Below are 24546 nucleotides of genomic sequence, written 5' to 3'. Positions count from 1 at the left end.
TTCAGCCTGCCTTTAGGGATTTGAGGATCGGAAGAAATCTCTAACCCTACGCACCCTGAATAAAGACCCACTCCTGCCATCAGGTGATGGGTGCTCAAATAAAAAGCGAATAGAAAATACCGTCTCCGCGAATCTTCATCCGCCTCTTCTTATCGCGCTCCACGACAACAAAAATGTTGCCCAATTCTGGTGCCAGCGCCTGGCGTGCTTCCCCACATGCCCGTGCTGCGTCTGAAATAGAAATGGTCAACAATCAAGTGTCGAAACGTGACTCGAATTAACTAAATCCAACTCGCGAGTCGATGTTTGAACCATACGACACATACCCACCCCTTCGCATCTGCTTTCACAAGAAACACATCTGTCAAGTAACGCAACATGACTTAACAGAGGTTGATAACCAGCACTTCTGTAATCAAAACGTAACCAATGTAAGTTTCGTCACAGTTGTATTAATGGCAGCGTTTTGTAAGCCTTAAGCACAGATAGTGCATGTTATATAGCACTGCAGATTAAAGTCTGGGAGTTTACACTGGTGAGAGTGTGCAAAACGAACACGGCGCCCGAGATATCCCGGGCGCTAAGGTTGGCGTGTCTAGGCTTTAAACTTTACCGACTTACATGGGTGTCGTGATTTTTGGCCGTCGCACGATAGGCGACAAAGGCGGCAGCGGTAACAAATATGACGAGACCGACGATGATCAATGGCCACGGCGCACCGAACGGATCCACACTGGAATAAAACTGGTCAAGGAGTGTAACTTGATCAATCCCTTGCGGGATGGTGGTCTGAGCCGACTCGATGGCGGCTCGAGAATAGGTGTCACTGACTGCCGAAACATTGCGCGTGGTTTGAACGATGACGGTGTCCAGCCCAGTGGCATCCTGAAGCTCTTGGGCAATATCGCGCGAGTCGGCCAACCTATGCGGATAAACGTCCACCACCGCAATCCCGTGAGACTCCTGTAGCGCCGATTCAATCGAGGATTGAACACTTGGATCATTGGCAAGTTCGAGATTGGAGAACGCGACTCCATCTTCACTCAGCTGTTCGGCAAGGTTCGGAATATCTGTTCCCTCAGGAATCACGGTCTACTCCCCCTTGTCTGGATGGAAAATGCTGGGCCATATTTGCGGCATGGGTGAACCCCTACTTATAGGGCACCTAATTTTAGTTTCGACACTATTTCTAGCGAATCCTGGGAACTCATTCCGAGATGACGCGCCGAAAATGTCAAACGACTGGTAACAGTACAAGCGTTCTGTTACAATCGTGGGCGTTCGACTAGATACCTCGCTACCATGGATGGGTGAACCACATGTTCGCTTCATTCAGGTTTGACTTTGAACCCCATGACTCAAGCGGATTGAAGACAACGGTGGCGAGGAAAACCGAATATTTAGTTCAAAATCTACAAGGATTGGAGCTCCCTGTGACTGAAAGCTTGAACTCCTTTGACGCCAAGAAGACTCTTGACGTTAACGGCAAGGAATACACTTACTACGACATTACCGCAGTAAAGGGCCTGGAGAAGCTGCCTTACTCTCTTAAGGTATTGGCCGAAAACCTGCTGCGTACCGAAGACGGCAAGAACGTTACCGAAGACCACATCAACGCACTGGCAAACTGGGACCCACAGGCTGAGCCTGAGACCGAAATTCAGTTCACTCCAGCACGTGTTCTGATGCAGGACTTCACCGGTGTTCCTTGTGTGGTTGACCTCGCAACCATGCGTGAGGCTGTCTCTGCTCTGGGCGGTACCCCAGATCAGGTGAACCCACTGAACCCAGCTGAGATGGTTATTGACCACTCTGTTATTACTGAGGCATTCGGCTCTGCTGATGCACTGGAAAAGAACGTTGAGATTGAGTACCAGCGCAACGAGGAGCGTTACCAGTTCCTGCGTTGGGGTGCTGAGAACTTCTCCAACTTCAAGGTTGTTCCTCCAGGAACCGGTATTGTTCACCAGGTAAACATCGAGTACCTGTCCCGCGTTGTCTTCGACAACGACGGTCTGGCATACCCAGATACCTGTATCGGTACCGACTCCCACACCACCATGGAAAACGGCCTGGGCATCCTGGGCTGGGGCGTTGGCGGCATCGAGGCTGAGGCAGCAATGCTTGGCCAGCCGGTCTCCATGCTTATCCCTAAGGTTGTTGGCTTCAAGCTGACCGGCGACATTCCTGCTGGCGTTACCGCAACCGACGTGGTTCTGACCATTACTCAGATGCTGCGTGAGCACGGCGTAGTTCAGAAGTTCGTAGAGTTCTACGGCAATGGCGTTAAGTCCATTCCTCTGGCTAACCGCGCAACCATCGGCAACATGTCCCCTGAGTTCGGTTCCACCGCTGCGATCTTCCCAATCGACGAAGAGACCATCAAGTACCTCGAGTTGACCGGTCGCCCACAGGAGCAGATCGATCGCGTTGAGGCTTACTCTAAGGCACAGACCATGTGGCTGGAGCAGGACGCTGAGGAAGCTGCTTACTCCGAGTACCTCGAGCTGGACCTGTCCACCGTTGTTCCATCCATCGCTGGCCCTAAGCGCCCACAGGACCGTATCCTGCAGTCCGAGGCAAAGGAACAGTTCCGTAAGGATCTTGGCAACTACACCACCGACGAGGTCTTCGTTGATGAGTCCTCCTACGCTGCAAAGCGTATGACCTCCGAGTCTGGCGCTATCGAAGATGGCGACGACGTAACCGGTGGTCTCAACTACTCCCGCAAGGGCAACGGCGAGTCCGCTGCTGCTGGAGCTCTGGGCCGTCAGTCCAACCCAGTTATCGTTGAGTCCCCTAACGGTGGCGAGTACACCCTGGACCACGGCATGGTTGCAATTGCATCCATCACCTCCTGTACTAACACTTCCAACCCATCCGTCATGATTGGCGCTGGCCTGATTGCCCGTAAGGCAGCAGAGCTGGGTCTGGAATCCAAGCCATGGGTTAAGACCATTTGTGCACCAGGTTCCCAGGTTGTTGACGGATACTTCCGTCGCGCAGACCTGTGGAAGGATCTGGAAGCAATGGGCTTCTACCTCTCCGGCTTCGGTTGTACCTCTTGTATCGGTAACTCTGGCCCACTGCCAGATGAGATCTCCGATGCCATCAACGAGCACGACTTGGCTGCAACCGCAGTTCTGTCCGGTAACCGTAACTTCGAAGGCCGCATCTCCCCTGACGTGAAGATGAACTACCTGGCTTCCCCAATTATGGTTATCGCTTACGCTATCGCCGGCACCATGGACTTCGACTTCGAGAACGATGCCCTGGGCCAGGATAAGGACGGCAATGACGTCTTCTTGAAGGACATCTGGCCATCCACCGAGGAGATCGAAGCTACCATCCAGGAAGCTATCTCCCGCGAAATGTACGAGTCTGACTACGCTGACGTATTCAAGGGCGACGAAGCATGGCGCAACCTGGAGGTTCCAGAGGGCGAGACCTTCAAGTGGGATGAGGACTCCACCTACATCCGCAAGGCTCCTTACTTCGACGGCATGGAAGCTGAGCCAGCTCCAGTAGAAGACATCAAGGGCGCACGCGTTCTGGTGAAGTTGGGCGACTCCGTCACCACCGACCACATCTCCCCTGCATCCGCTATTAAGCCTGGTACCCCAGCTGCTCAGTACCTGGATGAGCACGGCGTTGAGCGCGTTGACTACAACTCCTTGGGTTCTCGTCGTGGTAACCACGAGGTCATGGTTCGCGGTACCTTCGCTAACATCCGTCTGGCTAACCAGCTGGTTGACGTCACCGGTGGCTACACCCGTGACTTCACCCAGGAGGGTGGCCCACAGGCATTCATCTACGATGCTTCTGTGAACTACCAGGAAGCTGGCATCCCGCTGGTTGTCCTCGGTGGTAAGGAATACGGCTCCGGTTCTTCCCGTGACTGGGCTGCAAAGGGCACCAACCTGCTCGGTGTTAAGGCAGTTATCGTTGAGTCCTTCGAGCGTATTCACCGCTCCAACCTCATCGGTATGGGCGTCGTTCCACTGCAGTTCCCACAGGGCGAGTCTCACGAGTCCCTGGGCCTTGACGGCACCGAGACCTTCGACATCGCTGGTCTGGAAGAGCTGAACAACGGCACCACTCCTAAGACCCTGAAGGTCACCGCAACCAAGGAGTCCGGCGACAAGGTTGAGTTCGACGCAACCGTCCGCATTGACACCCCAGGTGAGGCTGACTACTTCCGCCACGGCGGCATCCTGCAGTACGTTCTGCGCCAGATGGTCAAGTCCTAAAGCTCAACTCTGACTGGTTCTTTGCAGTCACCGTTAAGCTTTCGGCGTGTTGGCTAGTAATTCATTTTGAGTTGCTAGCCACGACCTAAGGCTTTTGCGCGGGGCCACGATCATGAGGTCGTGACCCCGCGTTTAGCTTTTCATTTCCCTTATCCGTAAATTTAGTACTCAAAGGAGCAGGCTGAATCATGCCTATCATTAGTGATGAAGAGCTCCAGCGCCGTCGCCACGAAATATTGGTCGGTGCCCGTAAGTGCTTTGCGGAACATGGTTATGAGGGAGCGACAGTTCGTCTGTTAGAGGAAGCCACCGGCAAGTCACGCGGTGCCATCTTTCACCACTTTGGTGATAAGGAATCGCTCTTTCTGGCACTCGCCAAGGAAGACACGCTACGTCAAGCTGAAGTGGTTGCCAATAATGGCCTGGTCGAAGTGATGCGCGAGATGTTGCGGCATCCGGAGCGCCATGACTGGTTGGCTACCCGGCTAGAAGTTGTCTCTCTCGTGCGCACTGATCCGTCATTTCGTGCACGGTGGAAGGATCAGCAGTCCATCTTGGATGAAGCCATGCGCATGCGTTTGCGTTCCAAGGCGGAAGAAGGCCGCGTGCGCGATGACCTCACGCTTAATACCTTGATGGTTTATCTGCAAACCTTCATGGACGGTTTCATCTCGCGTCTTGTCCAAGGCGATACTCATGAACTCGAAAATGCCCTCAACATTGTGGAGCACTCAATCCGTACTGCGTCTTAGCCTTGAGATGGTCAAGGCGCAGGTGTAGTCGACAATGAACAATAAATGAGCAAGGGCTGAGCCCGTCCCCAGTGTGGGATGGTGCTCAGCCTCTTGTTATGCATTCAGTTCAAGCCTTGTTGGGCCTGAAGGGATTACTTCTCCCAGATGGCAGCCAGTGGCCTGTCGCCAGAGAAGAACTCGAGTGGTGCGTGTGGTGGAACCTCGTCCTTGTTGATGATTTCAGCAATGACATTAGCCACCAGGTCACGTGGGGATTCACCGTCGCCATCCTTGCCGGCGCCAGGTTCGACAATACGGATACCTTCACCTGCATCATCAGTTAGCACGCCAGGACCTAAGATAATCGAGTCCAGGGAGCTGGAGTTAATGCGGTTATCAGCATTCTTCTTTGACTCAACGTATGCGTACCAAGAGCCACCGTCATTCTCGACTTCATTCTGGGTTGCACCCATGTAGGAAATCATGATGAGACGAGGTGCCTTATCGCCTAGGGACTCTAGACCCTCAACAGCGGCGATGGCGCCGTCTTGGTCAACGGCGAAAGTCAGCTCGGCTCCGCCGCGGCCACCGTTACCGGCACCCCAAACGACGTAATCGAAGCCCTCGGCAAGCTTTGCCCAATCCTGCGCTGTCAGTTCAGTAATGTCGGCGATAACTGGCGTTGCACCGAGGCCTTCCAATTTAGCTTTATAGTCGGGGTTGCGGACTAGAGAGTGAACCTCATGGCCGCCTTCAATGAGCTTCGGGGTGGTCAGCAAACCAATCTTGCCATGACCACCGATGTACAGAACCTTCTTTGAATCAGTCATGACCCCACTCTAACCACGCCCGGCCAACATTCCCACCGCTTAAGCTTTGCTACAAGCGATCGGGAAATTGGGAATAAATTTCTGGCTCTCTACAGCTTTTCTGCATTTGCGGGAGAGCCAGTGAACACTGTGCTAAAGGCGCTCGCTAGTATGTAGTCCATGATTGCCATCATGACTGTCACCGGTGCAGATAGCACCGGCATCATTGCCCAAGTAACCACTGCCCTCGCTGAACTCAACGTCAACATCGTTGATGTCTCCCAGACGTTGATGTCAGGATACTTCACCATGATCCTGCGTGTAGAAATCCTTGACTCTGAGGTATCTATCCAACAGATTCAGGAGTACATGAAGCCAGTGGCGGAAAAGACGAAACAGGTTATCCGTATCCAGTCGGAAGACCTGTTTACCGCTATGAACGAAATTTAAGGGAGCCTCGTACACAATGGCATTTGAAACGCACGGCATCCTTGACACTATCGAGATGATTGAGAAGTATCGTCTTGATATCCGTACCGTCACCATGGGCATCTCCTTGCTCGGTTGTACGCGTACCACCATGGAGGAAACCTGCCAGGCAATCTATGACCGCGTGACCACTCAGGCCGCACACCTGGTGGAGGTCTGCGAAGGCATTGAGGGTGAGCTGGGCATCCCAATTGTTAATAAGCGCATCTCCGTCACCCCAATCTCTTTGGTGGTGGCTGGCGTTGAAGGCAACCCAGTAGACGCTGCGAAGGCTCTAGATAAGGCCGCAAAGGAAGTTGGCGTTAACTTCGTTGGCGGCTACAGCGCATTGGTGGAAAAGGGTGCAACAACCGCGGAAAAGAAGCTCATTAGCTCTATCCCCGAGGCTCTCGCGACCACCGACGTAGTCTGCTCTTCGGTCAACATCGCCTCTTCGCGTGCCGGCATCAACATGAATGCAACCGCGAAAATGGGTGAAATCATCAAGGAAGCCGCTGAGCTGACCAAGAACGACTCCGCAATCGCGTGTGCGAAGCTAGTTGTCTTTGCGAACTCCGTTGGCGATAACCCATTCATGGCAGGTGCTTTCCACGGCATTGAGGAGCCAGACTGCGTGGTTTCTGTCGGTGTCTCCGGCCCTGGTGTTGTTGACCGCGCGCTGGGAAGCCTTGAAGGTGCAACCCTGGATCAAGTCGCCGAAGAAATCAAAAAGGCAGCGTTTAAGATCACCCGCGCTGGCCAACTAGTGGGCAACATGGCTGCTGATCGCCTCGGCGTTCCCTTCGGCATTGTTGACTTGTCCTTGGCTCCTACAGCCGAGCTAGGTGACTCGGTCGCACACATCTTGGAACACATGGGCTTGGACCAGGTGGGCACACACGGTACTACCGCAGCATTGGCATTGCTGAATGACGCTGTGAAGAAGGGCGGCATGATGGCCTGCTCCCGTGTTGGTGGTCTCTCTGGCTCCTTCATCCCTGTTTCTGAAGATAAGGGCATGATTGATGCGGTGCGTTCAGGTGCAATCACCATGGACAAACTAGAAGCAATGACTGCGATCTGCTCGGTAGGCTTTGACATGATCGCGCTACCTGGCGATACCTCGGCATCGACGATTGCTGGCATGATCGCTGATGAGGCAGCCATTGGTGTAATGAACCATAAGACCACCGCGGTCCGCGTCATTCCAGTACCGGGCAAGACCGTCGGCGATGAGGTCAACTTCGGTGGCCTGCTGGGCTATGCCCCCATCATCCCGGTCAATACGGTTGGCAATTCCGAATTCATCGCGCGTGGTGGATTCATCCCTGCACCCGTTCACGGTTTCAGGAACTAAGCAAGCGATTCACTGGAACTCACGACTTCTGCAGGGTTCACAGGGGTTGGGATCTTTTAAGGTCTCAACCCCTTTTTTTTCTTTGGCGTTACACTGGACATTTGCTGTCCTCAATCTGACAAATAATTCATTTCCCCTGCGTAGGACCTCACCCCCAAATTGCGGAGACTCTCCCGATCCGTAGATAGTTCTTCCTTAAATTAGTAATGTTTACTTATGCAATAAATAGAAATCCAAAGGTAAACGATATGGAAATTCGTTGAAGGAAGAATCGAAACAGTCAGTTTCCACAAGAATATGGGTAGGTGAATCCTTTTGGGAGAATTTATAGCTGAACGCTGGCAGGACATCGCCTTTCGCTCCTACCAACACACCTCGTTGGTATTGCAGTCGGTGCTGCTCGCCCTCATCATTGCACTCGTGATCGCAGTCTTAGTCTCTTCGCATCATCGCGCGACCGCTATTGCGAACGCTTTATCTTCAATTGGCCTAACGCTGCCATCCTTGGCACTTTTGGGTCTGGCCATTCCGCTTTTCGGGATCGGCACTATTCCCTCGGTCGTCCTGGTTGTTTTCTACGCCACCTTGCCAATTTTGCGCAATGCCATCGTGGGTCTTCAAAACATTGATCCAGGGATTATCGAATCTGCGCGTGGTCAAGGCATGAGCCCCTCTGCCGTTCTATTTCGGGTCCGCCTTCCATTGGCGTGGCCCATCATCATGACGGGTGTCAGGGTTTCCACGCAGATGTCAATGGGCGTGGCCGCCATCTCTGCATATGCATTAGGCCCAGGTTTGGGTTCCTACATCTTCAGCGGGCTGAGCCAGATTGGCGGTGCCAATGCTTTGAACTATGCCTTGGTTGGCACCATCGGCATCGTCATTATCGCGCTTGTAGTAGATGCACTTTTGGCGTTACTGCAAAAACTCACTACTTCAAAGGGACTATAAATCATGACAGAATCTACAAAGACCGCTTCTGGCGCAAGCATTGAGTTTAAAAACATCGTGAAGAAGTACCGCGGCCAGGCTTCTCCTGCGGTAGATAACCTTTCCTTAGAGATTCCGGCTGGTGAGCTAGTCGCTTTCGTCGGCCCTTCGGGTTGTGGCAAGACCACTTCGCTCAAGATGATTAACCGCCTGGTGGAACCCACCAGCGGCCAGATTCTTATCAACGGTGATGATGCGACCACCAAGAACCCAACGGAACTTCGCCGTGAGATTGGCTATGTCATCCAAGGCGGTGGCCTGCTCCCCCACATCTCCGTTGCTGACAACATCGCACTCGTGCCTTCGCTATTGAAATGGCCGAAGGCAAAGATTACTAAGCGCACCGATGAATTGCTGGAGATGGTGGGCCTGGACCCCTCTATCTACCGTGATCGTTTCCCTCGTGAGCTCTCGGGTGGCCAGCAACAACGTGTTGGCGTTGCTCGTGGACTCGCTGCTGACCCACCGGTTGTGTTGATGGATGAGCCTTTCGGTGCCGTTGACCCAATTACGCGTACTCACCTGCAGGATGAGCTGGTCAATATCCAGTCCGAGCTGGGTAAAACCATTGTGGTGGTGACGCACGATATCGATGAGGCCATCAAGCTGGGACACCGCATCCTGATTCTGCAACCGGGCGCACAGATTGCACAATACGACACCCCAGAAGCAATTCTGGCAGCACCTGCTTCTGAATTCGTTGAGGACTTCATTGGCTCTGGCTCCGCGCTCAAGCAGCTCAACCTGCGTCGTGTGGATGAATTCCCACTTGATGAGCCACCGGTTGTTCGGATTGGTGATAACTCATCTGAGGTGCTGAGCCGAGCACGTGCCGCGAAGCAAAACTCCGTGGTCATCCTTGACCGCAATGACCGCCCACGTGAATGGGTCCAGCTACGCCAGCTAGAACGAGTTGAGACCATCCCAGAACCGAACATCGAGCTGTCCTCTACTGTTGATGCCCGCTCGACCGTCAGTGATGCGATGTCAGCGATGCTGGCATCTTCTCACGGTGGTGCTATGGTCACGCGCCGTGGCAAGTACATCGGCGTGCTCAGCTATGACTCCGTCAATGAATACATCCGCAGCCTGAATGAGGCAGCGGCCGCAAATGAGGAGGTTGAGCCTGGTGGACAAGTTTAAATCTCTCAAAGGCGAAAATCGCCTCCTGATTTTCGGTATTCCGATCCTGGTGATCGTTGCCGTCGTAGGCTGGGCGGTCTGGCGTGCCAATGCGACATTGGATGATATTGAAGACCGCACGCTAGCTCCGAACGCAGTGCTCAACATGACCTGGGAGCACCTGGTCATCGTGGTGATTTCCGCATTCTTCGTCTTGATCACCGCAATCCCCCTCGGCGTGGTGCTTACTCGCCCATCGACGAAGTTTCTTAGCCCCTATGTCACCGGTATTGCCAATATCGGTCAGGCAGCACCTGTTATCGGTGTCATCGTTCTGCTGGCCATTTGGTTAGGTTTCGGTCCACCAGTTGCTATTTTGGGGCTCTGGTTCTACGCGTTCCTGCCTGTGCTCGCTAACGTCGTAGCTGGCTTGCGCGGCGTTGATTCCTCACTCGTGGAAGCCGCACGCGGTTTGAGTATGTCGCCCATGCAGGTTCTCTTCAAAGTTGAGCTCCCCTTGGCGCTGCCTGTCATCATGACGGGTGTCCGTACCTCCCTAGTGCTGCTCGTTGGTGCAGGCGCGTTCGCGACTTTCATTGACGCAGGCGGGCTTGGTGGTCTGATTACAGCCGGCATCAATTTGTACCGTAATCCAATTCTTATTTCGGGTGCCGTCCTCATCGCTGCTTTGGCGTTGGCCATTGAGTGGGTCGGACGTGTACTGGAGATTGGACTGACACCGAAGGGAATGCTGAAGTGAAAAAAGTAATTGCAACCATTACTGCAGCAAGCACCTTATTCTTAGCCAGCTGTGGTCTGGGCACCGCAGGTGGTCTTATTCCATCCGGTGAGCTTCAAGGTGAGCTTTCAGATATTGACCTTCAGGGGGCTTCCATCGGTGTTGGTTCAAAGAACTTCACCGAGCAGATTGTCTTGGGCAAAATCGCTGCCATTCTTTTGGAATCAGCTGGTGCAAATGCCCGTGACCTGACCAATGTTCCCGGCTCGACGTCAGCACGTCAGGCTCTGGTTACTGGTGACTTGGACATGATGTTCGAGTACACCGGCACAGCTTGGATTACTTACATGGGTAATACTGATCCGATTCCAGATGAGCAGGAACAATATGAAGCAGTCAAGGCTGCTGATAAAGAGAACGGTATTGAATGGCTACCGCCTTTCCCAATGAATAACACCTACGCCATTGCCTCCAATGCTGAGACCGGGGAGGAATATGACTTATCTACGCTCCACGACATTGCCAATGTGCCGGTTGAGGAACAAACCATCTGTACCGATGCGGAATTCCGTGCAAGAAATGATGGCCTCTACCCCATGCTTGAAGCATATGGATTAGAAGCACCACCACAGGACAACATCATGGAAATGGACTCCGGTGCCGTATATGCCGCGGTCTCTAATGGTGACTGCAACCTAGGCGTCGTCTTCGCTACCGATGGACGTATTCCAGCTCTGGACTTGAATGTGCTTGAAGATCCGGAAGCGTTCTTTCCTAAGTACAATGCCGCATTGACTGTACGTTCTGAGGTATTGGAAGAGTACCCAGAAATTGAAGAACTCTTTGCTCCCCTGCGGGATCTATTAACCAATGAGAAGATGCAGGAGCTGAACGCCCGCGTGGATATTGAAGGTCAAGATTATGCCGACGTAGCCTATGACTTCCTCGTTGAGGAAGGTTTCCTGGCTGAGTAGGTTCATCTACTAGGAGATAGACAAAGGTGCAGCCTTTCCCAATTTAAGGAAAGGCTGCACCTTTGACATTTTTGAAGAGCTACGCCAGCTCGACGATCTCCATGTACTCATCGGACCAGAGGTCTTCATCGCCATCCGGCATGATGATGACACGCTCTGGTTCTAGGGCGCGGACAGCACCTGGATCGTGAGTGACCAGGACGACTGCGCCCGTGTAGGTCTTGAGAGCATCCAGAACCTGCTCACGCGACTGTGGATCCAAGTTGTTGGTCGGCTCATCCAGCAGCAGCACGTTGGCGCGGGAAGACACCAGCGTCGCAAGCGAAAGGCGAGTCTTCTCACCACCAGATAGAGTACCGGCCGGCTGCTGGAGCTTGTCACCGGAGAACATAAACGCACCGAGTAGGCCACGCAAGTCCTGCTGACCAGCATCAGGGCAAGCCTCAATGGTGTTATCCCAAACAGACTTATCTGGGTCGATGTTGTCATGCTCCTGTGCAAAGTAGCCAATGCGCAGGCCGTGGCCTGACACAATGCCGCCCTCGCCATCGGTACGCTCCACGCCCGCAAGCAGCTTCAGCAAGGTCGTCTTACCGGCACCGTTGGTACCCAGCACGACCACTCGGGAGCCCTTGTCAATAGCCAGGTCAACGCCAGCAAAGACTTCCAAAGAGCCATACATCTTAGTCAGGCCCTTGGCGAACATCGGGGTCTTACCACAAGCAGCTGGCTCAGGGAACTTGATGCTGGCCACGCGGTCAGCAACACGTACCTCATCGAGCTCATTCATCATGCGGTCAGCACGCGCGAGCATCTGCTTCGCAGCAGCAGCTTTGGTCGCCTTAGCGCCCAACTTCGCAGCCTGCTTGTGCAGAGCAGAGGCTTTCTTCTCGGCATTGGCACGCTCACGGCGGCGGCGTGCCTCATCAGTCGCTCGGGCATCCAGATACTTCTTATAGCCCATGTTGTAGACATCGGCTTCAGCACGGACGGCGTCAAGGAACCAGATCTTATTGCAGACATCGGCAAGCAGCTCAACATCGTGGGAGATAACCACCAAGCCGCCCTCGTGCTTTGCCAGGAATCCACGCAGCCATGTAATTGAGTCAGCATCTAGGTGGTTGGTTGGCTCATCGAGCAACAGCGTGGTCTCAGATTTGCCGGAACCCGATGTTGCCGCAAAGAGGATCTGCGCCAGTTCGACGCGGCGACGCTGACCACCTGAAAGGGTCATCAGCTGCTGGTCCAATACGCGCTGTGGCAAACCGAGGTTGTCACAAATCTGTGCGCACTCGGCATCGGCTTCATAGCCACCGAGAGCCTGGTACCGCTCCTCCAGGCGCGAATACTTCATAATCGCTTTATCGCGCTTATTTTCATCCGTCTCGGTTTCCATGATTTGCTGAGTTTTATCCATGGAACGCTTGATTTCATCCAGCCCACGCGCTGAGAGGACGCGCTCACGCGCAGTCTGCTCAATGTTGCCCTCACGAGAGTCCTGCGGCAGGTAACCAATCGGGCCCGCCGTGGTGACCTTGCCACCATAGGGTTCGGTCTCCCCTGCCAAGATGCGCATAGAAGTAGTCTTGCCCGCGCCATTGCGGCCAATCAGGCCGATTCGGTCACCGGGTTGCACACGTAGGTGCTGGCCGGGGGCCTCCAGTAGCGTTCGGGCGCCAACGCGCACTTCCAAGTCTTGGGTAACAATCACATCGAGCCATTGTATCGGTGATTGTCTAACTTGCTAAACCGACCGTGTCGTTGGCTTTTATGAGCTTCAATGCTCTTTAAACGTGTTGATATTCCGGGCACAAGAAAGTCCGCCGGACGCACTGTTATGTACGTCGCGGCGGACTTAAAGAGCCAGCTAGTGCTGGTTCGGTGGATTATACGGAGAAGCCTAGAGCCTGGAGCTGCTCACGGCCTTCTTCGGTAATCATGTTTGGACCCCATGGTGGCATCCATACCCAGTTAAGATCGATAGCTTCAGCCAGTTTATTACCCAGGATGATGTCTTCGATCTGCTCTGCAATGACATCGGTCAAAGGACAAGCTGGCGAAGTCAGGGTCATGTTAATAACGACGGTGTTCTTGCCTTCAAGTTCCTCGAACCACATGTCGTAGACAAGACCCAAGTCGACGATATTGATGCCCAGCTCTGGGTCAATCACATCACGCATGTACTCCGCGACATCGTAGATCTTGGCGATCTGCTCTTCGGTTTGCTCAGGGCGCTGGGCTGCGCCGCTAAAGGAAGAGCTCTCATTCTGATATGGATCCGGGGTCGGATTTGCATTCGTCATTTAAGACTCCAATTCTTTAAGTGCGTCAATAGACGCGGCTTGGAAGGCTTTCCAGCCTAGTAGTGCACATTTTACGCGAGCTGGGTACTTAGAGACACCGGCAAAAGCCACGCCGTCACCGATGACGTCCTCGTCGCCCTCTTCCTTGCCGCGAGAGGTGATCATCTTCTCAAACTCATCGAGCTTAGAATTTGCTTCCTCCAGCGACTTTCCCACGATTTCCTCAGCCATGACTGACGTCGAAGCTTGAGAAATTGAGCAACCAACCGCGTCATAAGACACGTCCTCGACGGTCTTACCGTCTTCGGACAGCTTCACACGCAGGGTGAGCTCATCACCACAGGAAGGGTTGACGTGGTGAACTTCCGCCTGAAACGGATCCCTTAAGCCCTTGTGCTGAGGGTTCTTATAGTGATCCAGGATCACCTCTTGGTACATCGAATCAAGCATTAGTTCACCCCAAAGAATTTCTTAGCGGCGATGATGGCATCAACCAAGGCATCAACCTCGTCGCGAGTGTTGTACAGATAGAAGCTTGCACGTGCCGTGGACTGAGCGCCCATCGTGCGGTGGACCGGCCACGCGCAGTGGTGGCCCACGCGGATGGACACGCCATGGTCATCCAAAACCTGGCCCAAGTCATGCGGGTGGATTCCCTCCACATCAAAAGACAGTGCTGCGCCGCGGTTCTCAGGAGTTAGCGGGCCGACGATACGAAGGCCTTCAATCTCCTGCAGTTTCTCCAAAGCATATGCAGTGAGGTCCTGCTCGTGGGCGTGGATGTTCTCCATGCCGATCTCGGACAGGAACTTGACTGCTGCACCAAGACCAACCACCTGGCTGGTCATCTGGGTGCCTGCCTCAAAACGCTGTGGTGGCGCCGCAAAGGTGGTCTTTTCCATGGTGACAACTTCAATCATGGAGCCACCGGTCAAAAATGGTGGCAACTTCTGAAGGTGTTCATCCTTGCCGTATAGAACGCCAACGCCGGAAGGTCCGCACATTTTGTGTCCGGAGAATGCCGCGAAGTCAACATCCAGCTCGTGGAAGTTCACCGGCATGTGCGGAACAGACTGGCAAGCATCCAGAACGGTCAAAGCACCAACTGCCTTTGCGCGACGAACAATCTCGTCGACATCAGCGACGGCACCGGTCACATTGGACTGGTGGGTAAAAGCCACAACCTTGACAGTGTCATCGAGCTCAAGCGAGTCAAGATCGATACGACCATCGTCGGTGGACTTGTACCACTTCAGCGTCGCGCCGGTGTGCTCGGCCAATTCCTGCCAAGGCACCAAGTTCGCGTGGTGTTCTAGTTCCGTGATGACAATGGTGTCATCGGCAGTAACCTGCAGGTCACCTGCGCGGGGATCGCCCAAGACAAAAGCAACTTCGTTGAGCGCCTCGGTCGCGTTCTTAGTGAACGCAATCTCAAGCTCATCGGCGCCAACGAACTTGGCAATATCCGCGCGAGCGTCCTCATAGGCGTCCGTGGCTTCCTCAGCTAACTGGTACGCACCGCGGTGAACGGGCGCAAAGTTGTTGAGCACGAAGTTTTCTTCGGCCTTCCACACCGGCAACGGGCGCTGGGAAGTAGCGCCCGAGTCGAGATAGACCAAAGGTTTATCGCCACGAACCGTCCTGCTGAGCACAGGGAACTGGCTGCGGATGGATTCAATATCAAATGCTGGTGTGGTCATTAGGCTTTCTTACTGGAACTGCTCGTAGCCGGTCTTCTCAAGTTCAGCAGCAAGCTCGGAGCCGCCGGTCTTGATGATTTGGCCGTCTGCGAAGACGTGTACGAAATCAGGAACGATGTAGTTGAGAATGCGCTGGTAGTGCGTAATCATCAGGATGCCGCCATTGGTTTCCTTCTGATAATCATTGATGCCATCAGAAACAATGCGCAGTGCGTCAACGTCCAGGCCGGAGTCGGTCTCATCCATAACTGCAAACTTTGGCTTCAGCAGATCCAGCTGCATAACCTCGTGGCGCTTCTTCTCACCACCGGAGAAGCCCTCATTCACGGAACGGGAGATGAAGGACTTGTCGATGTGCAGACGCTCACGAGCATCGGTGAGTTCCTTGTTCCACTCACGCAGCTTTGGAGCTTCACCGCGTACAGCGGTGACTGCGGAACGCATGAACTGGCTCATCTTCACGCCAGCGACCTCGGTTGGGTACTGCATAGCAAGGAATACGCCTGCGCGTGCGCGCTCATCAACTTCCATGTCGAGGATGTTTTCACCGTCGAGCAAGATTTCGCCTTCGGTGACCTCGTAGCGTGGGTGGCCAGCGATGACATAAGACAAGGTGGACTTGCCAGAGCCATTAGGGCCCATGATGGCGTGGGTTTCACCGGAGTTGATGGTGAGGTTGACGCCCTTCAGAATTGGCTTTGGTTCTGCGCCTTCCTCGTTTGGAAGGACCTGTGCGTGGAGGTTCTTAATTTCTAGAGTAGACAATTCTAGTGCTCTTTCTTCTCTGATAAGGCTTAAGTGCGATGTAAACGTAGGTATTTAAGCTGTTTACGCGTTGATCTTTTCCAGTTCGTCCGAGACGCGGCGTTCAAGCTCTTCGCTCAAGGACTCAACTGGGATGCGGTGAATAACTTCGTTGAAGAAGCCGCGAATGATCAATCGACGCGCCTCATCAGCCGGAATACCGCGGGACATGAGATAGAACAGCTCTAGGTCATCAAAGCGGCCAACGGTGGCTGCGTGACCTGCACCAGTGATTTCACCGGTCTCGATCTCCAAGTTTGGAATTGCATCCGCACGTGCGCCGTCAGTCAGAATCAGGTTGTTGTTGGTCTCATAGGTATCGGTGCCATTAGCGCCGGAACGAATCAGAACGTCACCAACCCAGCAGGTGCGAGCCTCATTGTCCTTAGAGCCCTGCAGCGCGCCCTTGTACAGGACGTTGGAGCGGCAATTTGGAACTGAGTGGTCAACCAGCATGCGGTTTTCAAAGTACTGGCCTGCATCAGCGAAGTAGACGCCGAGCAGCTCAGCGTCGCCGCCAGGTGCGGTGTAGTTGACGCGTGGGAAGATGCGCACGACCTCGCCACCAAAGATGGCGGAGTTGTGGCGCAGTACCGAGTCACGGCCCATGGAGACAACCTGGTTGGACAGGTGAACGGTGTCGTTCTCCCAGTCCGCATCAACCACGACGGTCACGTGTGCGCCGTCGCCAACGATGAAACCAATGTTGTCAGCGTGGGTACCAGAGCCCTCGTACTTAACAACCAGGGTGACCTCAGCGTGGTGGCCGATATCAAAGGTGGTTGCACCGAAAGATACGTTGCCTTCGCCTGCACCAGAAATGGTGACAACGATTGGCTCTTCCGCACGAGTCTCAGGATCGATGGTAACCAGGGTTGCCTCTGGCATGGAGGTCCATGCCTGCGCAGCAACACGGTCACCAGGGGCACCAGCGGCACGCAGACGCTCATTAGAGCCATCTACGGTTTCTGCCTTAACGCCGGCGCCAGCCTTTACGTCCACGTTCTGAGGAACTACCTTCAGCTCCTCAGCAAAAGAGCCGTTGTGGAGACCACGAAGCTTACGCAGGGAGACAAAACGCCACTCCTCATCGCGGCCACCTGGGACCTCAAAAGCCTCAACATCGAAAGAAGTAGGCAGGTCACCCTTGGTCTGGTACTTTCCGCCTTCAGCTACAGCAGCACCAGAGTTAAATTCGTTAGAATTTACCATTTTGTTTAGCCCACAGATCCTTCCATTTGCAGTTCGATGAGGCGGTTCAGCTCAAGCGCGTACTCCATTGGGAGCTCCTTCGCGATTGGCTCAACGAAGCCACGAACAATCATTGCCATTGCTTCTTCTTCCGCGATACCACGGGACATCAGGTAGAACAGCTGCTCCTCAGAAACCTGGGAAACAGTCGCCTCGTGGCCCAAAGTGACGTAGTCATTGCGGATGTCGTTGTACGGGTATGTATCCGAACGGGAGATGCTGTCAACCAGCAAAGCATCACACTCAATGTTGGAATAAGAGTGGTGCGCGTTCGGGTGAACCTCGACCAAGCCACGGTAAGCAGCACGGCCACCACCACGAGCAACGGATTTAGAAACCACGTTGGAAGACGTGTGAGGAGCCAGGTGCTTCATCTTTGCACCGGTGTCCTGGAACTGACCCTCGCCAGCGAAAGCAACGGAGAGAACCTCACCCTTAGCGTGAGGACCCATCATCCATACAGCTGGGTACTTCATGGTGACCTTGGAACCGATGTTGCCATCGACCCACTCCATGGTGCCGCCCTCTTCAACCTTGGTGCGTTTGGTCACCAGGTTGTAGACGTTGTTGGACCAGTTCTGGATAGTGGTGTAGCGGCAGCGGCCGCCCTTCTTCACAATGATCTCAACAACTGCAGAGTGCAGGGAGTCGGACTTGTAGATAGGTGCGGTACAGCCCTCAACGTAGTGAACATATGCGTCCTCATCAACGATGATCAGGGTGCGCTCGAACTGACCCATGTTTTCAGTGTTGATTCGGAAGTATGCCTGCAGAGGAATGTCAACGTGGACTCCTGGTGGCACGTAGATGAATGAGCCACCAGACCAAACAGCGGAGTTCAGCGCGGAGAACTTGTTGTCACCAGCAGGGATGACGGTACCGAAGTGCTCCTTGAACAATTCTGGGTGCTCCTTCAGAGCGGTGTCGGTATCCAGGAAGATAACGCCCTGCTCTTCCAGATCCTCACGAATCTGGTGGTAAACAACCTCAGACTCGTACTGTGCAGCGACACCTGCAACCAGGCGCTGCTTCTCAGCCTCTGGAATACCCAACTTGTCGTAGGTTTCCTTGATGTCCTCTGGAAGATCGTCCCAGGTCTGGGCCTGCTTCTCGGTGGACTTCACGTAGTACTTGATGTTGTCGAAGTCGATACCGGAGAGATCCGCGCCCCACTTTGGCATTGGCTTCTTATCAAACATGCGCAATGCCTTGAGACGCTGCTCCAGCATCCACTCAGGCTCGTTCTTCTGGCCGGAAATGTCGCGGGCAACGTCCTCGCTTAGGCCACGGCGTGCTGCTGCACCCGCGACGTCAGAGTCGTGCCAGCCGAATTCATATGCACCGATTGAGTCAATGATTTCATCATCGGTCATCTTCTTCTCAGTACCTGGCGCCGGTTTTGCCTGGGTCATGCCCTGCTCCTTTCGTCTGAATTCCTATTAATTGGTGTCAGGGGGATGTTCGTCGTACAAATCCCGTGGCCGTCTGCAATAGAGGCCAAAGGCTGTACGTGTGTGCCTAATAGGGCGGAAAAGACTTCCTGCTCCGCCTCACATAGCTCTGGGTGTTGCTCGGCCACATGGGCTACTGGGCAGTGGTGCTGACAAATCTGCACTCCCTGTCCAGCTGTGCTGATGGTTGCGGCATACCCATTATCGTCCAGTGCTGCAGCAAGTTCTCGGGCCGTGTCTATCACTGATTCATCTTCACCCGTAATGGGTTCGATGTCAGCTAGCAGCCTTTCTATGCGCAGAGTGGCGAACTTTTTAACTGCTTCTGAGCCACCGAGTTCGCGCAGCGTGTCGAGGGCTTCTGAAGCCAGCTCATCGTATGTATGGCCAAATTGCGAACGGCCATTGTCTGTGAGGCGAAAGTGTTTAGCCGGCCTACCGCGTCCCGCAGGTTCCCCATTTTTGGGAACAGGACGACGATTGACTGTTTCGGTCCAACCATCTTCCACCAGGATGTCTAAATGCCGGCGCACGCCGGCAGCGGAAAGACCCAGCTGGCCGCCCAAATTGGACGCAGTGATTGGGCCTTCCTTGAGCAACAAAAGCATTACTTGGCGGCGCGTATCGCCTTCAGTAGAGCGAGTCTCCGCGTGGATGCGGTTCTCTTCAGCCATTGCGCTCACCTCCTTCTGCTTTCTCTTTAGACAACACTATTGTTTCTTAATTCATTCCCAAATGCCACCACTGCAGGTCAGCGGCGTGTCAAAATTAGGCTTACCTACCTTAACCGCAGGCTCAGACCCAGGGATTTTAGTTTTCGCAAAAATGTTTGGTGTTGCGCACGGCACAGCCTTCGCACCCCCGTGGAGGTGGGCATTAGAGTAATAGGTCATGAAGAAAAGACTGGGGCGCGTAGGTGGCATGCTCGGCGGGGTGATCGATGAGCTTCCGCGTGTAGGCACGGCCGGTTCCCGTTCAGCGCAGCTGCACGGCGAGGTTGGCACGCAATATGACGTTGATAGTGAACCAACCACTGACGTCGTTGCGCGCGCATCTAATGCCCGGAAAGTTTTCTTCCTTCGTTTAATGGGCACAGTCGGCGCGCTGCTGATTGGGCTTGGCGGCCTCGGTGCCGGCGCGATGCCGGTGGTCAATAATCCTTATGGCGATCTACCATTTGGCCAATTAATGGGTCGGATGTTGGTTACCAGCAGTGCCTTGGTACTGATTGGCGTCGGGCTTATCGTTTTGGCCTGGGTCCTCATGGCGCCGATGGTGGGCAATCCTATCCGCCTAAAACCCAAGCCCGCAGACTCTAATCTCCAGCAGCTAGACAAGCCGAAGCATTCGATAACACGCACTCAAGTGTGGGGCACGTTCTTTAGCTGGACCGTGCCGATCATCGCCACTGCCCCGCTATTTACACAGGATATTTATTCCTATATCGCTAATGGCTCAATCGTCGTGCAGGGCATGGATCCCTATTCAGCTGGCCCAGTGCAATTGCTTGGCGCAGACCATGACTTAGCACGTTCAGTCCCTTTCATTTGGGCTAATTCACCCTCACCATATGGGCCAGTCGCACTCGGCATTGCAGCCATCATCAGTGTTGTCACCAATGACTCCATCGTTGCCGGGGTTATCCTGCACCGCATTGCGTCCATCTTGGGCGTGGTTGCCGCCGGTTGGGCAATCTCAAAGCTTGCTACCCGATGCAAGGTTGCCCCACCCGCTGCCCTCTGGCTGGGCATTCTCAACCCATTGACCATCCTCCACTTAATCGGAGGTATTCATAATGAGTCGATCCTTCTTGGCCTAGCGCTGGTCGGCATGGAATTCGCACTGCGCGGCATCGACAAGCTCAGGGTATTCTCAGAAGGACTGAGCGATACCGGATTGCGGCAATTGTTTGGGCGAGAAAATCTCACTGCCTGGGGCCCCATATTCTTAGGTGCAGTGTCAATTTCTGCCGCCGGCATGGTCAAGGTCACCGGCTTTATTGGCCTGGGTTTCACGGGCATGGCATTAGCTCGGCTCCTGCACAAACAGTTCATGATGCGTCAAGCAACCGCGATCGCATTGGCTGCAGGAATCTTCGCCATATTCATGGTCTTGACCATCGCGACATTCACGGTTCTTTCGGGCATCGGGCTCGGTTGGATCACTGGCCAGGGTGGCGCGGCAACTATTCGCTCCTGGCTTTCTATCACCACAGATCTTGGTGTGGCCTCGGGCTTTTTCGGAATGATGCTGGGTCTGGGCGACCACACCGAAGCCATCTTGAGCATCACCCGCATGGTAGGTGTCGTTATTGCAGCCGGGTTCATGGTCCGCATGCTGTTCGGTACGTTCCGGGGCGTCATCCATCCCATCGGCGGACTCGGCGTATCAACCTTGGTGTTGGTCATCCTCTTCCCCGTTGTCCACCCTTGGTACATCCTCTGGGCCGTTCTGCCGCTCGCTGCTTGGGCCAACCGGATGTTCTTCCGCTATGCAGTCATTATCTACTCCACCATCATGAGCTTCGTGGTTCTTCCCCGCGGTCTCGGGTTGCCGGCAGGCACCGTTGCTCAAATTTACGTGTCCGCCGCGGTCGGATTAGCGGTTCTTATCACGATCGGGTGGGTTGTATTGCGTCGAAATAGGGAACGTATCCTAGACTAGATAGCCGTGAGTACAACTTTTGATGGACAGCCAGTTTTGCAGGTTAATGACCTAGCCAAAGCTTACGGTGACAAGCAAGCCGTCAATGGCTTGTCCTTTGAGCTTCACCGCGGTGAATTGCTCTGCTTGCTGGGTGCCAATGGTGCCGGCAAAACCACCACCATCGAAATGTGCGAGGGGTTCATCAAGCCCACCTCCGGCCGCATCAGCGTGCTGGGCATGGACCCAACGACGCAGGCGGATGACGTTCGCGCCCGCGTTGGTATCATGCTCCAGGGTGGCGGCGGCTATACCGGCATCAAGGTTAAAGAAATGCTGAAGCTAGCCGCGAGCTATAGTGCTAATCCGCATGATCCGGATTGGCTCATTGACATCCTTGGCCTGCGCGGAGTTGCCAACAACTCTTATCGCCGGCTCTCTGGTGGTCAGCAACAACGCCTGAGTCTTGCTCTAGCAATCATTGGCCGCCCAGACCTAGTTTTCCTGGATGAGCCAACTGCTGGCTTGGATACCCAAAGCCGCATCGCGGTGTGGGAGCTGGTACGCGCGCTCAAGCGTGATGGCGTCGCGGTTGTTCTGACCACCCACTTGATGGATGAAGCCGAAGCTTTGGCAGATAATGTGCTCATCATCGACCATGGCCGCAAGGTTGCAATGGGTACACCGGTGGAGCTCACTCGAGATGCGGCGACGCAAATCATCACCGTCACCTGCAATAGGGATATTGATGAGAAAGCTTTTTCCGAGCAGGCAGGCTATGACATCACTCCGCTGCGACCCCTGCACTATCGGGTGCATGCGGAGCCCTCACCGCAGTCCATCGCAAAGATCGCCGCGGAGCTAGAGCGCCAGGAGATTCTTGCTACCCACTTGGAGACTTCGCACCGCAATTTGGAAGACGTCTTCCTCGATATCACCGGCCGTCATTTAAGGAGCTAAACATCATGACGAATACTTCTAGCAATAATGGCGCTCCGAGTGTTCCGGCTTCCTCGCGCAACGAAGTGAGCACGGAAGCAGTGCTACCCGACTTTGAGCCAGGCACGTTCTCACCTCAGGCGGCATCGGCTAGCAAGCTGAAGATGATTGTTGCGCAAGGCGCGATGGAGTCGAAGCTCATGCTGCGCCACGGCGAGCAGCAATTCTTGAGCATCATCATTCCTTTGGCGTTGCTCATTGGGTTTCGGGTCTTTCCCTTCTCTGAGGACCTAGGTGGGCTGGAAGGCGCTATCCCCATGGTCTTCGCGGTGGCTGCGACTTCTGCTGGCTTTACAGGCCAGGCCATCGCGGTGGCATTCGATCGCCGCTACGGGGCGCTCAAACGCAATGGTGCATCTGGTGTGCCGGCGTGGTTGATCATTGTTAGTAAAATCATTGCGGTTTTCGCCATGGTTGTGCTGCAGCTGGTGGTTTTAGGCATCGCCGCAGCGATACTCGGATACCGGGCTCCGGCTAGCGGCGTCGCATTAGCGCTGGTGGTTTTGCTCTTTGGCGTTGCCACTTTCACTGCCCTGGGCTTGGCACTGGGCGGCAGCCTAAGCGCCGAGATTGTCCTCGCGCTGTCCAACCTGATCTGGTTTATCATGCTGGCTATCGTCGGTTGGGTTCTGTATTCGCAAGGACTCACAGATGCCGGATGGTTCAATGTCATCCCGTCGGTGGCGCTGGCTAGCGGTCTTGCTGAAGCACTCGAAGGAAGCTTCCCGCTTATCCCATTCATTTCCCTGATCTTGTGGGCTGTGGGTGCGTCGTATATCGCCGCAAAATGGTTCCGGTTCGAGGGCTAAATGTGAACTTATTCCCCATTCCCCTAAGTATTTAGGCCACCCCCATCATCAAAGGTAACGTAAGTATTTGTGAGCGCCATGACTGATTCAACACATTCCTTATCCACTCCCCAAAGTGCGAGCAGAGGCTACCGCATCCGGACTTTCTTCCGTGACGCGGTACCGTCCATCAAGCAGCAGCGAATTATCGCTTTCATCCTGCTTCTCTGCCAGGGAGGCATCACCGTCTCTGGTTCTATCGTGCGTGTCACCGGCTCCGGCCTGGGTTGTGAGACGTGGCCGAACTGCCACGCTGGCTCCTTGGTCCCCGTTCCGGGCGCCGCACCGTTGATTCACCAAGTCATTGAGTTCGGCAACCGCCTCCTGACCTTTGTGGTCGGTGCGGCGGCTGTTGCCACAATCGTCGCCATGCACATGGCCAAGCGCCGCCTGGAGCTAAAAGTCTATGCGTGGGTCTCTCTCGCCGGCATTGGCGTGCAAGCAATTCTTGGCGCAATCTCCGTCTTCATGGATCTACACTGGTGGGCAGTCGCCATCCACTTCTTGCCATCGATGGTCTTGGTCTGGATTGCTGGCCTGCTCTACTCCCGCATTAAAGAACCCGATGATGGTGAGCGCACCGCGGTATTGCCGGAGAAAATCCGCTATATGGCTATTGTCGCAGCAGTTGGTTTGGCTGCGGTATTGATGACCGGCACCATGGTTACTGGTTCCGGCCCGCACGCAGGTGATGCCGGTGTGGGCATGGATGGCCGCTTGGACATGGACACGGAAATGCTCGCATACGTGCATGCTGCCTTCATGTACATCTACGTGATTTTGACCATCATCGTCGTGGCCTTGCTGTATAAGAACAAGGCATCCGATGCCGCGAAGAAGGCCGGCTGGGTATTGATTGCCTGCATCATCATCCAATGGGCAATTGGCGTATTCCAGTTCTACATGGGCGTTCCACGCTGGACAATCCCATTCCATATTGGAATGTCCTCTGTGGTTACTGCATTCACCGCACTTCTGTATGCGCACGGAATTAGGCGTCTGGGCGGCACCGAAGATTCACCTTCAGGCTCCCCAGCTGGCGATATCAAGCGCGAACAAAGAGAAAACGCACTCGCGGGTCAGTAAAAACATCTACCCTGGAAC

The 24546-nt window shown here is 54.3% G+C and carries 23 protein-coding genes; 12 read left to right on the top strand and 11 right to left on the bottom strand.

Going from position 1 to position 24546, the window contains the following annotated elements:
* Positions 1-94: 94 nt before the first annotated feature.
* Positions 95-250 (bottom strand): hypothetical protein, encoded by a 156-nt coding sequence (locus ACG98I_RS00405; protein WP_394717559.1) that lies wholly within the window; start codon positions 248-250, stop codon positions 95-97.
* A gap of 359 nt (positions 251-609) precedes the next feature.
* Positions 610-1089, bottom strand: coding sequence for a DUF6676 family protein (locus ACG98I_RS00400; RefSeq protein ID WP_394717558.1), 480 nt, complete (start codon positions 1087-1089; stop codon positions 610-612).
* 344 nt (positions 1090-1433) lie between these two features.
* Here ACG98I_RS00400 and can point away from each other — a divergent pair, with 344 nt between their 5' ends.
* Together can and ACG98I_RS00390 are read left to right on the top strand one after the other, a co-directional pair.
* On the top strand, positions 1434-4250 hold the full coding sequence (can, locus tag ACG98I_RS00395; protein ID WP_394717557.1) for an aconitate hydratase: 2817 nt from the start codon (positions 1434-1436) through the stop codon (positions 4248-4250).
* Between the two features lie 188 nt (positions 4251-4438).
* Positions 4439-5002, top strand: a complete 564-nt coding sequence (locus ACG98I_RS00390; protein ID WP_394717556.1) for a TetR/AcrR family transcriptional regulator — start codon at positions 4439-4441, stop codon at positions 5000-5002.
* Between the two features lie 134 nt (positions 5003-5136).
* Here the strand turns inward: ACG98I_RS00390 and ACG98I_RS00385 are convergent, their stop codons facing one another.
* Positions 5137-5814: an NAD(P)-binding oxidoreductase gene (locus tag ACG98I_RS00385; RefSeq protein WP_394717555.1), complete on the bottom strand. Its 678-nt coding sequence runs from the start codon at positions 5812-5814 to the stop codon at positions 5137-5139.
* Between the two features lie 159 nt (positions 5815-5973).
* Here ACG98I_RS00385 and ACG98I_RS00380 point away from each other — a divergent pair, with 159 nt between their 5' ends.
* The 6 genes from ACG98I_RS00380 to ACG98I_RS00355 all read left to right on the top strand — a co-directional run bounded on the left by ACG98I_RS00380 (position 5974) and on the right by ACG98I_RS00355 (position 11443).
* A complete protein-coding gene (locus ACG98I_RS00380; protein WP_394717554.1) occupies positions 5974-6243 on the top strand; it encodes an ACT domain-containing protein in 270 nt (89 codons plus the stop codon).
* A gap of 16 nt (positions 6244-6259) precedes the next feature.
* Positions 6260-7618 carry a PFL family protein gene (locus ACG98I_RS00375; RefSeq protein WP_394717553.1) on the top strand — a complete coding sequence of 453 codons (1359 nt, stop codon included), beginning with the start codon at positions 6260-6262 and terminating at the stop codon, positions 7616-7618.
* 315 nt (positions 7619-7933) lie between these two features.
* Complete coding sequence (locus ACG98I_RS00370) at positions 7934-8569, top strand: ABC transporter permease (RefSeq protein ID WP_394717552.1); 636 nt, start codon at positions 7934-7936, stop codon at positions 8567-8569.
* A gap of 3 nt (positions 8570-8572) precedes the next feature.
* A complete protein-coding gene (locus tag ACG98I_RS00365) occupies positions 8573-9751 on the top strand; it encodes an ABC transporter ATP-binding protein (RefSeq protein WP_394717551.1) in 1179 nt (392 codons plus the stop codon).
* The gene (locus tag ACG98I_RS00360; RefSeq protein ID WP_394717550.1) at positions 9738-10490 is read left to right on the top strand and encodes an ABC transporter permease; all 753 of its coding nucleotides are present in this window, start codon (positions 9738-9740) and stop codon (positions 10488-10490) included. The genes ACG98I_RS00365 and ACG98I_RS00360 overlap by 14 nt, the downstream gene beginning before the upstream one ends.
* Positions 10487-11443: a glycine betaine ABC transporter substrate-binding protein gene (locus ACG98I_RS00355; RefSeq protein ID WP_394717549.1), complete on the top strand. Its 957-nt coding sequence runs from the start codon at positions 10487-10489 to the stop codon at positions 11441-11443. The genes ACG98I_RS00360 and ACG98I_RS00355 overlap by 4 nt, the downstream gene beginning before the upstream one ends.
* Positions 11444-11522: 79 nt before the next feature.
* Here the strand turns inward: ACG98I_RS00355 and ACG98I_RS00350 are convergent, their stop codons facing one another.
* The 8 genes from ACG98I_RS00350 to ACG98I_RS00315 form a co-directional block, all read right to left on the bottom strand.
* A complete protein-coding gene (locus ACG98I_RS00350) occupies positions 11523-13154 on the bottom strand; it encodes an ABC-F family ATP-binding cassette domain-containing protein (RefSeq protein ID WP_394717548.1) in 1632 nt (543 codons plus the stop codon).
* 175 nt (positions 13155-13329) lie between these two features.
* Complete coding sequence (locus ACG98I_RS00345; protein ID WP_394717547.1) at positions 13330-13746, bottom strand: metal-sulfur cluster assembly factor; 417 nt, start codon at positions 13744-13746, stop codon at positions 13330-13332.
* Positions 13747-14196: a Fe-S cluster assembly sulfur transfer protein SufU gene (gene sufU, locus ACG98I_RS00340; protein WP_394717546.1), complete on the bottom strand. Its 450-nt coding sequence runs from the start codon at positions 14194-14196 to the stop codon at positions 13747-13749.
* The gene (locus ACG98I_RS00335; protein ID WP_394717545.1) at positions 14196-15446 is read right to left on the bottom strand and encodes a cysteine desulfurase; all 1251 of its coding nucleotides are present in this window, start codon (positions 15444-15446) and stop codon (positions 14196-14198) included. Before ACG98I_RS00335 ends, sufU begins: the two co-directional genes overlap by 1 nt.
* Before the next feature lie 9 nt (positions 15447-15455).
* Positions 15456-16211: a Fe-S cluster assembly ATPase SufC gene (sufC, locus tag ACG98I_RS00330; RefSeq protein ID WP_394717544.1), complete on the bottom strand. Its 756-nt coding sequence runs from the start codon at positions 16209-16211 to the stop codon at positions 15456-15458.
* Between the two features lie 63 nt (positions 16212-16274).
* The gene (gene sufD, locus ACG98I_RS00325; protein ID WP_394717543.1) at positions 16275-17462 is read right to left on the bottom strand and encodes a Fe-S cluster assembly protein SufD; all 1188 of its coding nucleotides are present in this window, start codon (positions 17460-17462) and stop codon (positions 16275-16277) included.
* Between the two features lie 5 nt (positions 17463-17467).
* Complete coding sequence (gene sufB, locus ACG98I_RS00320) at positions 17468-18913, bottom strand: Fe-S cluster assembly protein SufB (protein ID WP_394717542.1); 1446 nt, start codon at positions 18911-18913, stop codon at positions 17468-17470.
* The gene (locus ACG98I_RS00315) at positions 18910-19626 is read right to left on the bottom strand and encodes a helix-turn-helix transcriptional regulator (RefSeq protein WP_394717541.1); all 717 of its coding nucleotides are present in this window, start codon (positions 19624-19626) and stop codon (positions 18910-18912) included. Before ACG98I_RS00315 ends, sufB begins: the two co-directional genes overlap by 4 nt.
* Positions 19627-19843: 217 nt before the next feature.
* Between ACG98I_RS00315 and mptB the strand changes: the two genes are divergently transcribed.
* From mptB to ACG98I_RS00295, 4 genes are all read left to right on the top strand, one after another.
* Positions 19844-21616, top strand: coding sequence for a polyprenol phosphomannose-dependent alpha 1,6 mannosyltransferase MptB (gene mptB, locus ACG98I_RS00310; protein ID WP_394717540.1), 1773 nt, complete (start codon positions 19844-19846; stop codon positions 21614-21616).
* Between the two features lie 6 nt (positions 21617-21622).
* A complete protein-coding gene (locus ACG98I_RS00305) occupies positions 21623-22555 on the top strand; it encodes an ABC transporter ATP-binding protein (protein ID WP_394717539.1) in 933 nt (310 codons plus the stop codon).
* Between the two features lie 80 nt (positions 22556-22635).
* A complete protein-coding gene (locus tag ACG98I_RS00300; RefSeq protein WP_394718039.1) occupies positions 22636-23403 on the top strand; it encodes an ABC transporter permease in 768 nt (255 codons plus the stop codon).
* A gap of 78 nt (positions 23404-23481) precedes the next feature.
* Entirely contained in the window at positions 23482-24528 is a 1047-nt protein-coding gene (locus tag ACG98I_RS00295; RefSeq protein ID WP_394717538.1) for a heme A synthase, read from the top strand.
* The last annotated feature ends 18 nt before the right edge of the window (positions 24529-24546 follow it).

The organism is Corynebacterium sp. L4757 (assembly GCF_043673995.1).
Classification (GTDB): Bacteria; Actinomycetota; Actinomycetes; order Mycobacteriales; family Mycobacteriaceae; genus Corynebacterium.
The sequence above is the reverse complement of the archived record's forward strand: the minus strand, read 5'-3'. Positions and strand labels throughout refer to the sequence as shown.

Excerpts from the sequence above, each read along its gene's own strand:
- ACG98I_RS00390 (WP_394717556.1), top strand. The coding sequence starts at position 4,439 with ATGCCTATCATTAGTGATGAAGAGCTCCAGCGCCGTCGCCACGAAATA.
- ACG98I_RS00385 (WP_394717555.1), bottom strand. The coding sequence starts at position 5,814 with ATGACTGATTCAAAGAAGGTTCTGTACATCGGTGGTCATGGCAAGATT.
- ACG98I_RS00380 (WP_394717554.1), top strand. The coding sequence starts at position 5,974 with ATGATTGCCATCATGACTGTCACCGGTGCAGATAGCACCGGCATCATT.
- ACG98I_RS00375 (WP_394717553.1), top strand. The coding sequence starts at position 6,260 with ATGGCATTTGAAACGCACGGCATCCTTGACACTATCGAGATGATTGAG.
- ACG98I_RS00365 (WP_394717551.1), top strand. The coding sequence starts at position 8,573 with ATGACAGAATCTACAAAGACCGCTTCTGGCGCAAGCATTGAGTTTAAA.
- ACG98I_RS00345 (WP_394717547.1), bottom strand. The coding sequence starts at position 13,746 with ATGACGAATGCAAATCCGACCCCGGATCCATATCAGAATGAGAGCTCT.
- sufU (WP_394717546.1), bottom strand. The coding sequence starts at position 14,196 with ATGCTTGATTCGATGTACCAAGAGGTGATCCTGGATCACTATAAGAAC.
- ACG98I_RS00335 (WP_394717545.1), bottom strand. The coding sequence starts at position 15,446 with ATGACCACACCAGCATTTGATATTGAATCCATCCGCAGCCAGTTCCCT.
- sufD (WP_394717543.1), bottom strand. The coding sequence starts at position 17,462 with ATGGTAAATTCTAACGAATTTAACTCTGGTGCTGCTGTAGCTGAAGGC.
- sufB (WP_394717542.1), bottom strand. The coding sequence starts at position 18,913 with ATGACCCAGGCAAAACCGGCGCCAGGTACTGAGAAGAAGATGACCGAT.
- ACG98I_RS00315 (WP_394717541.1), bottom strand. The coding sequence starts at position 19,626 with ATGGCTGAAGAGAACCGCATCCACGCGGAGACTCGCTCTACTGAAGGC.
- mptB (WP_394717540.1), top strand. The coding sequence starts at position 19,844 with ATGAAGAAAAGACTGGGGCGCGTAGGTGGCATGCTCGGCGGGGTGATC.
- ACG98I_RS00295 (WP_394717538.1), top strand. The coding sequence starts at position 23,482 with ATGACTGATTCAACACATTCCTTATCCACTCCCCAAAGTGCGAGCAGA.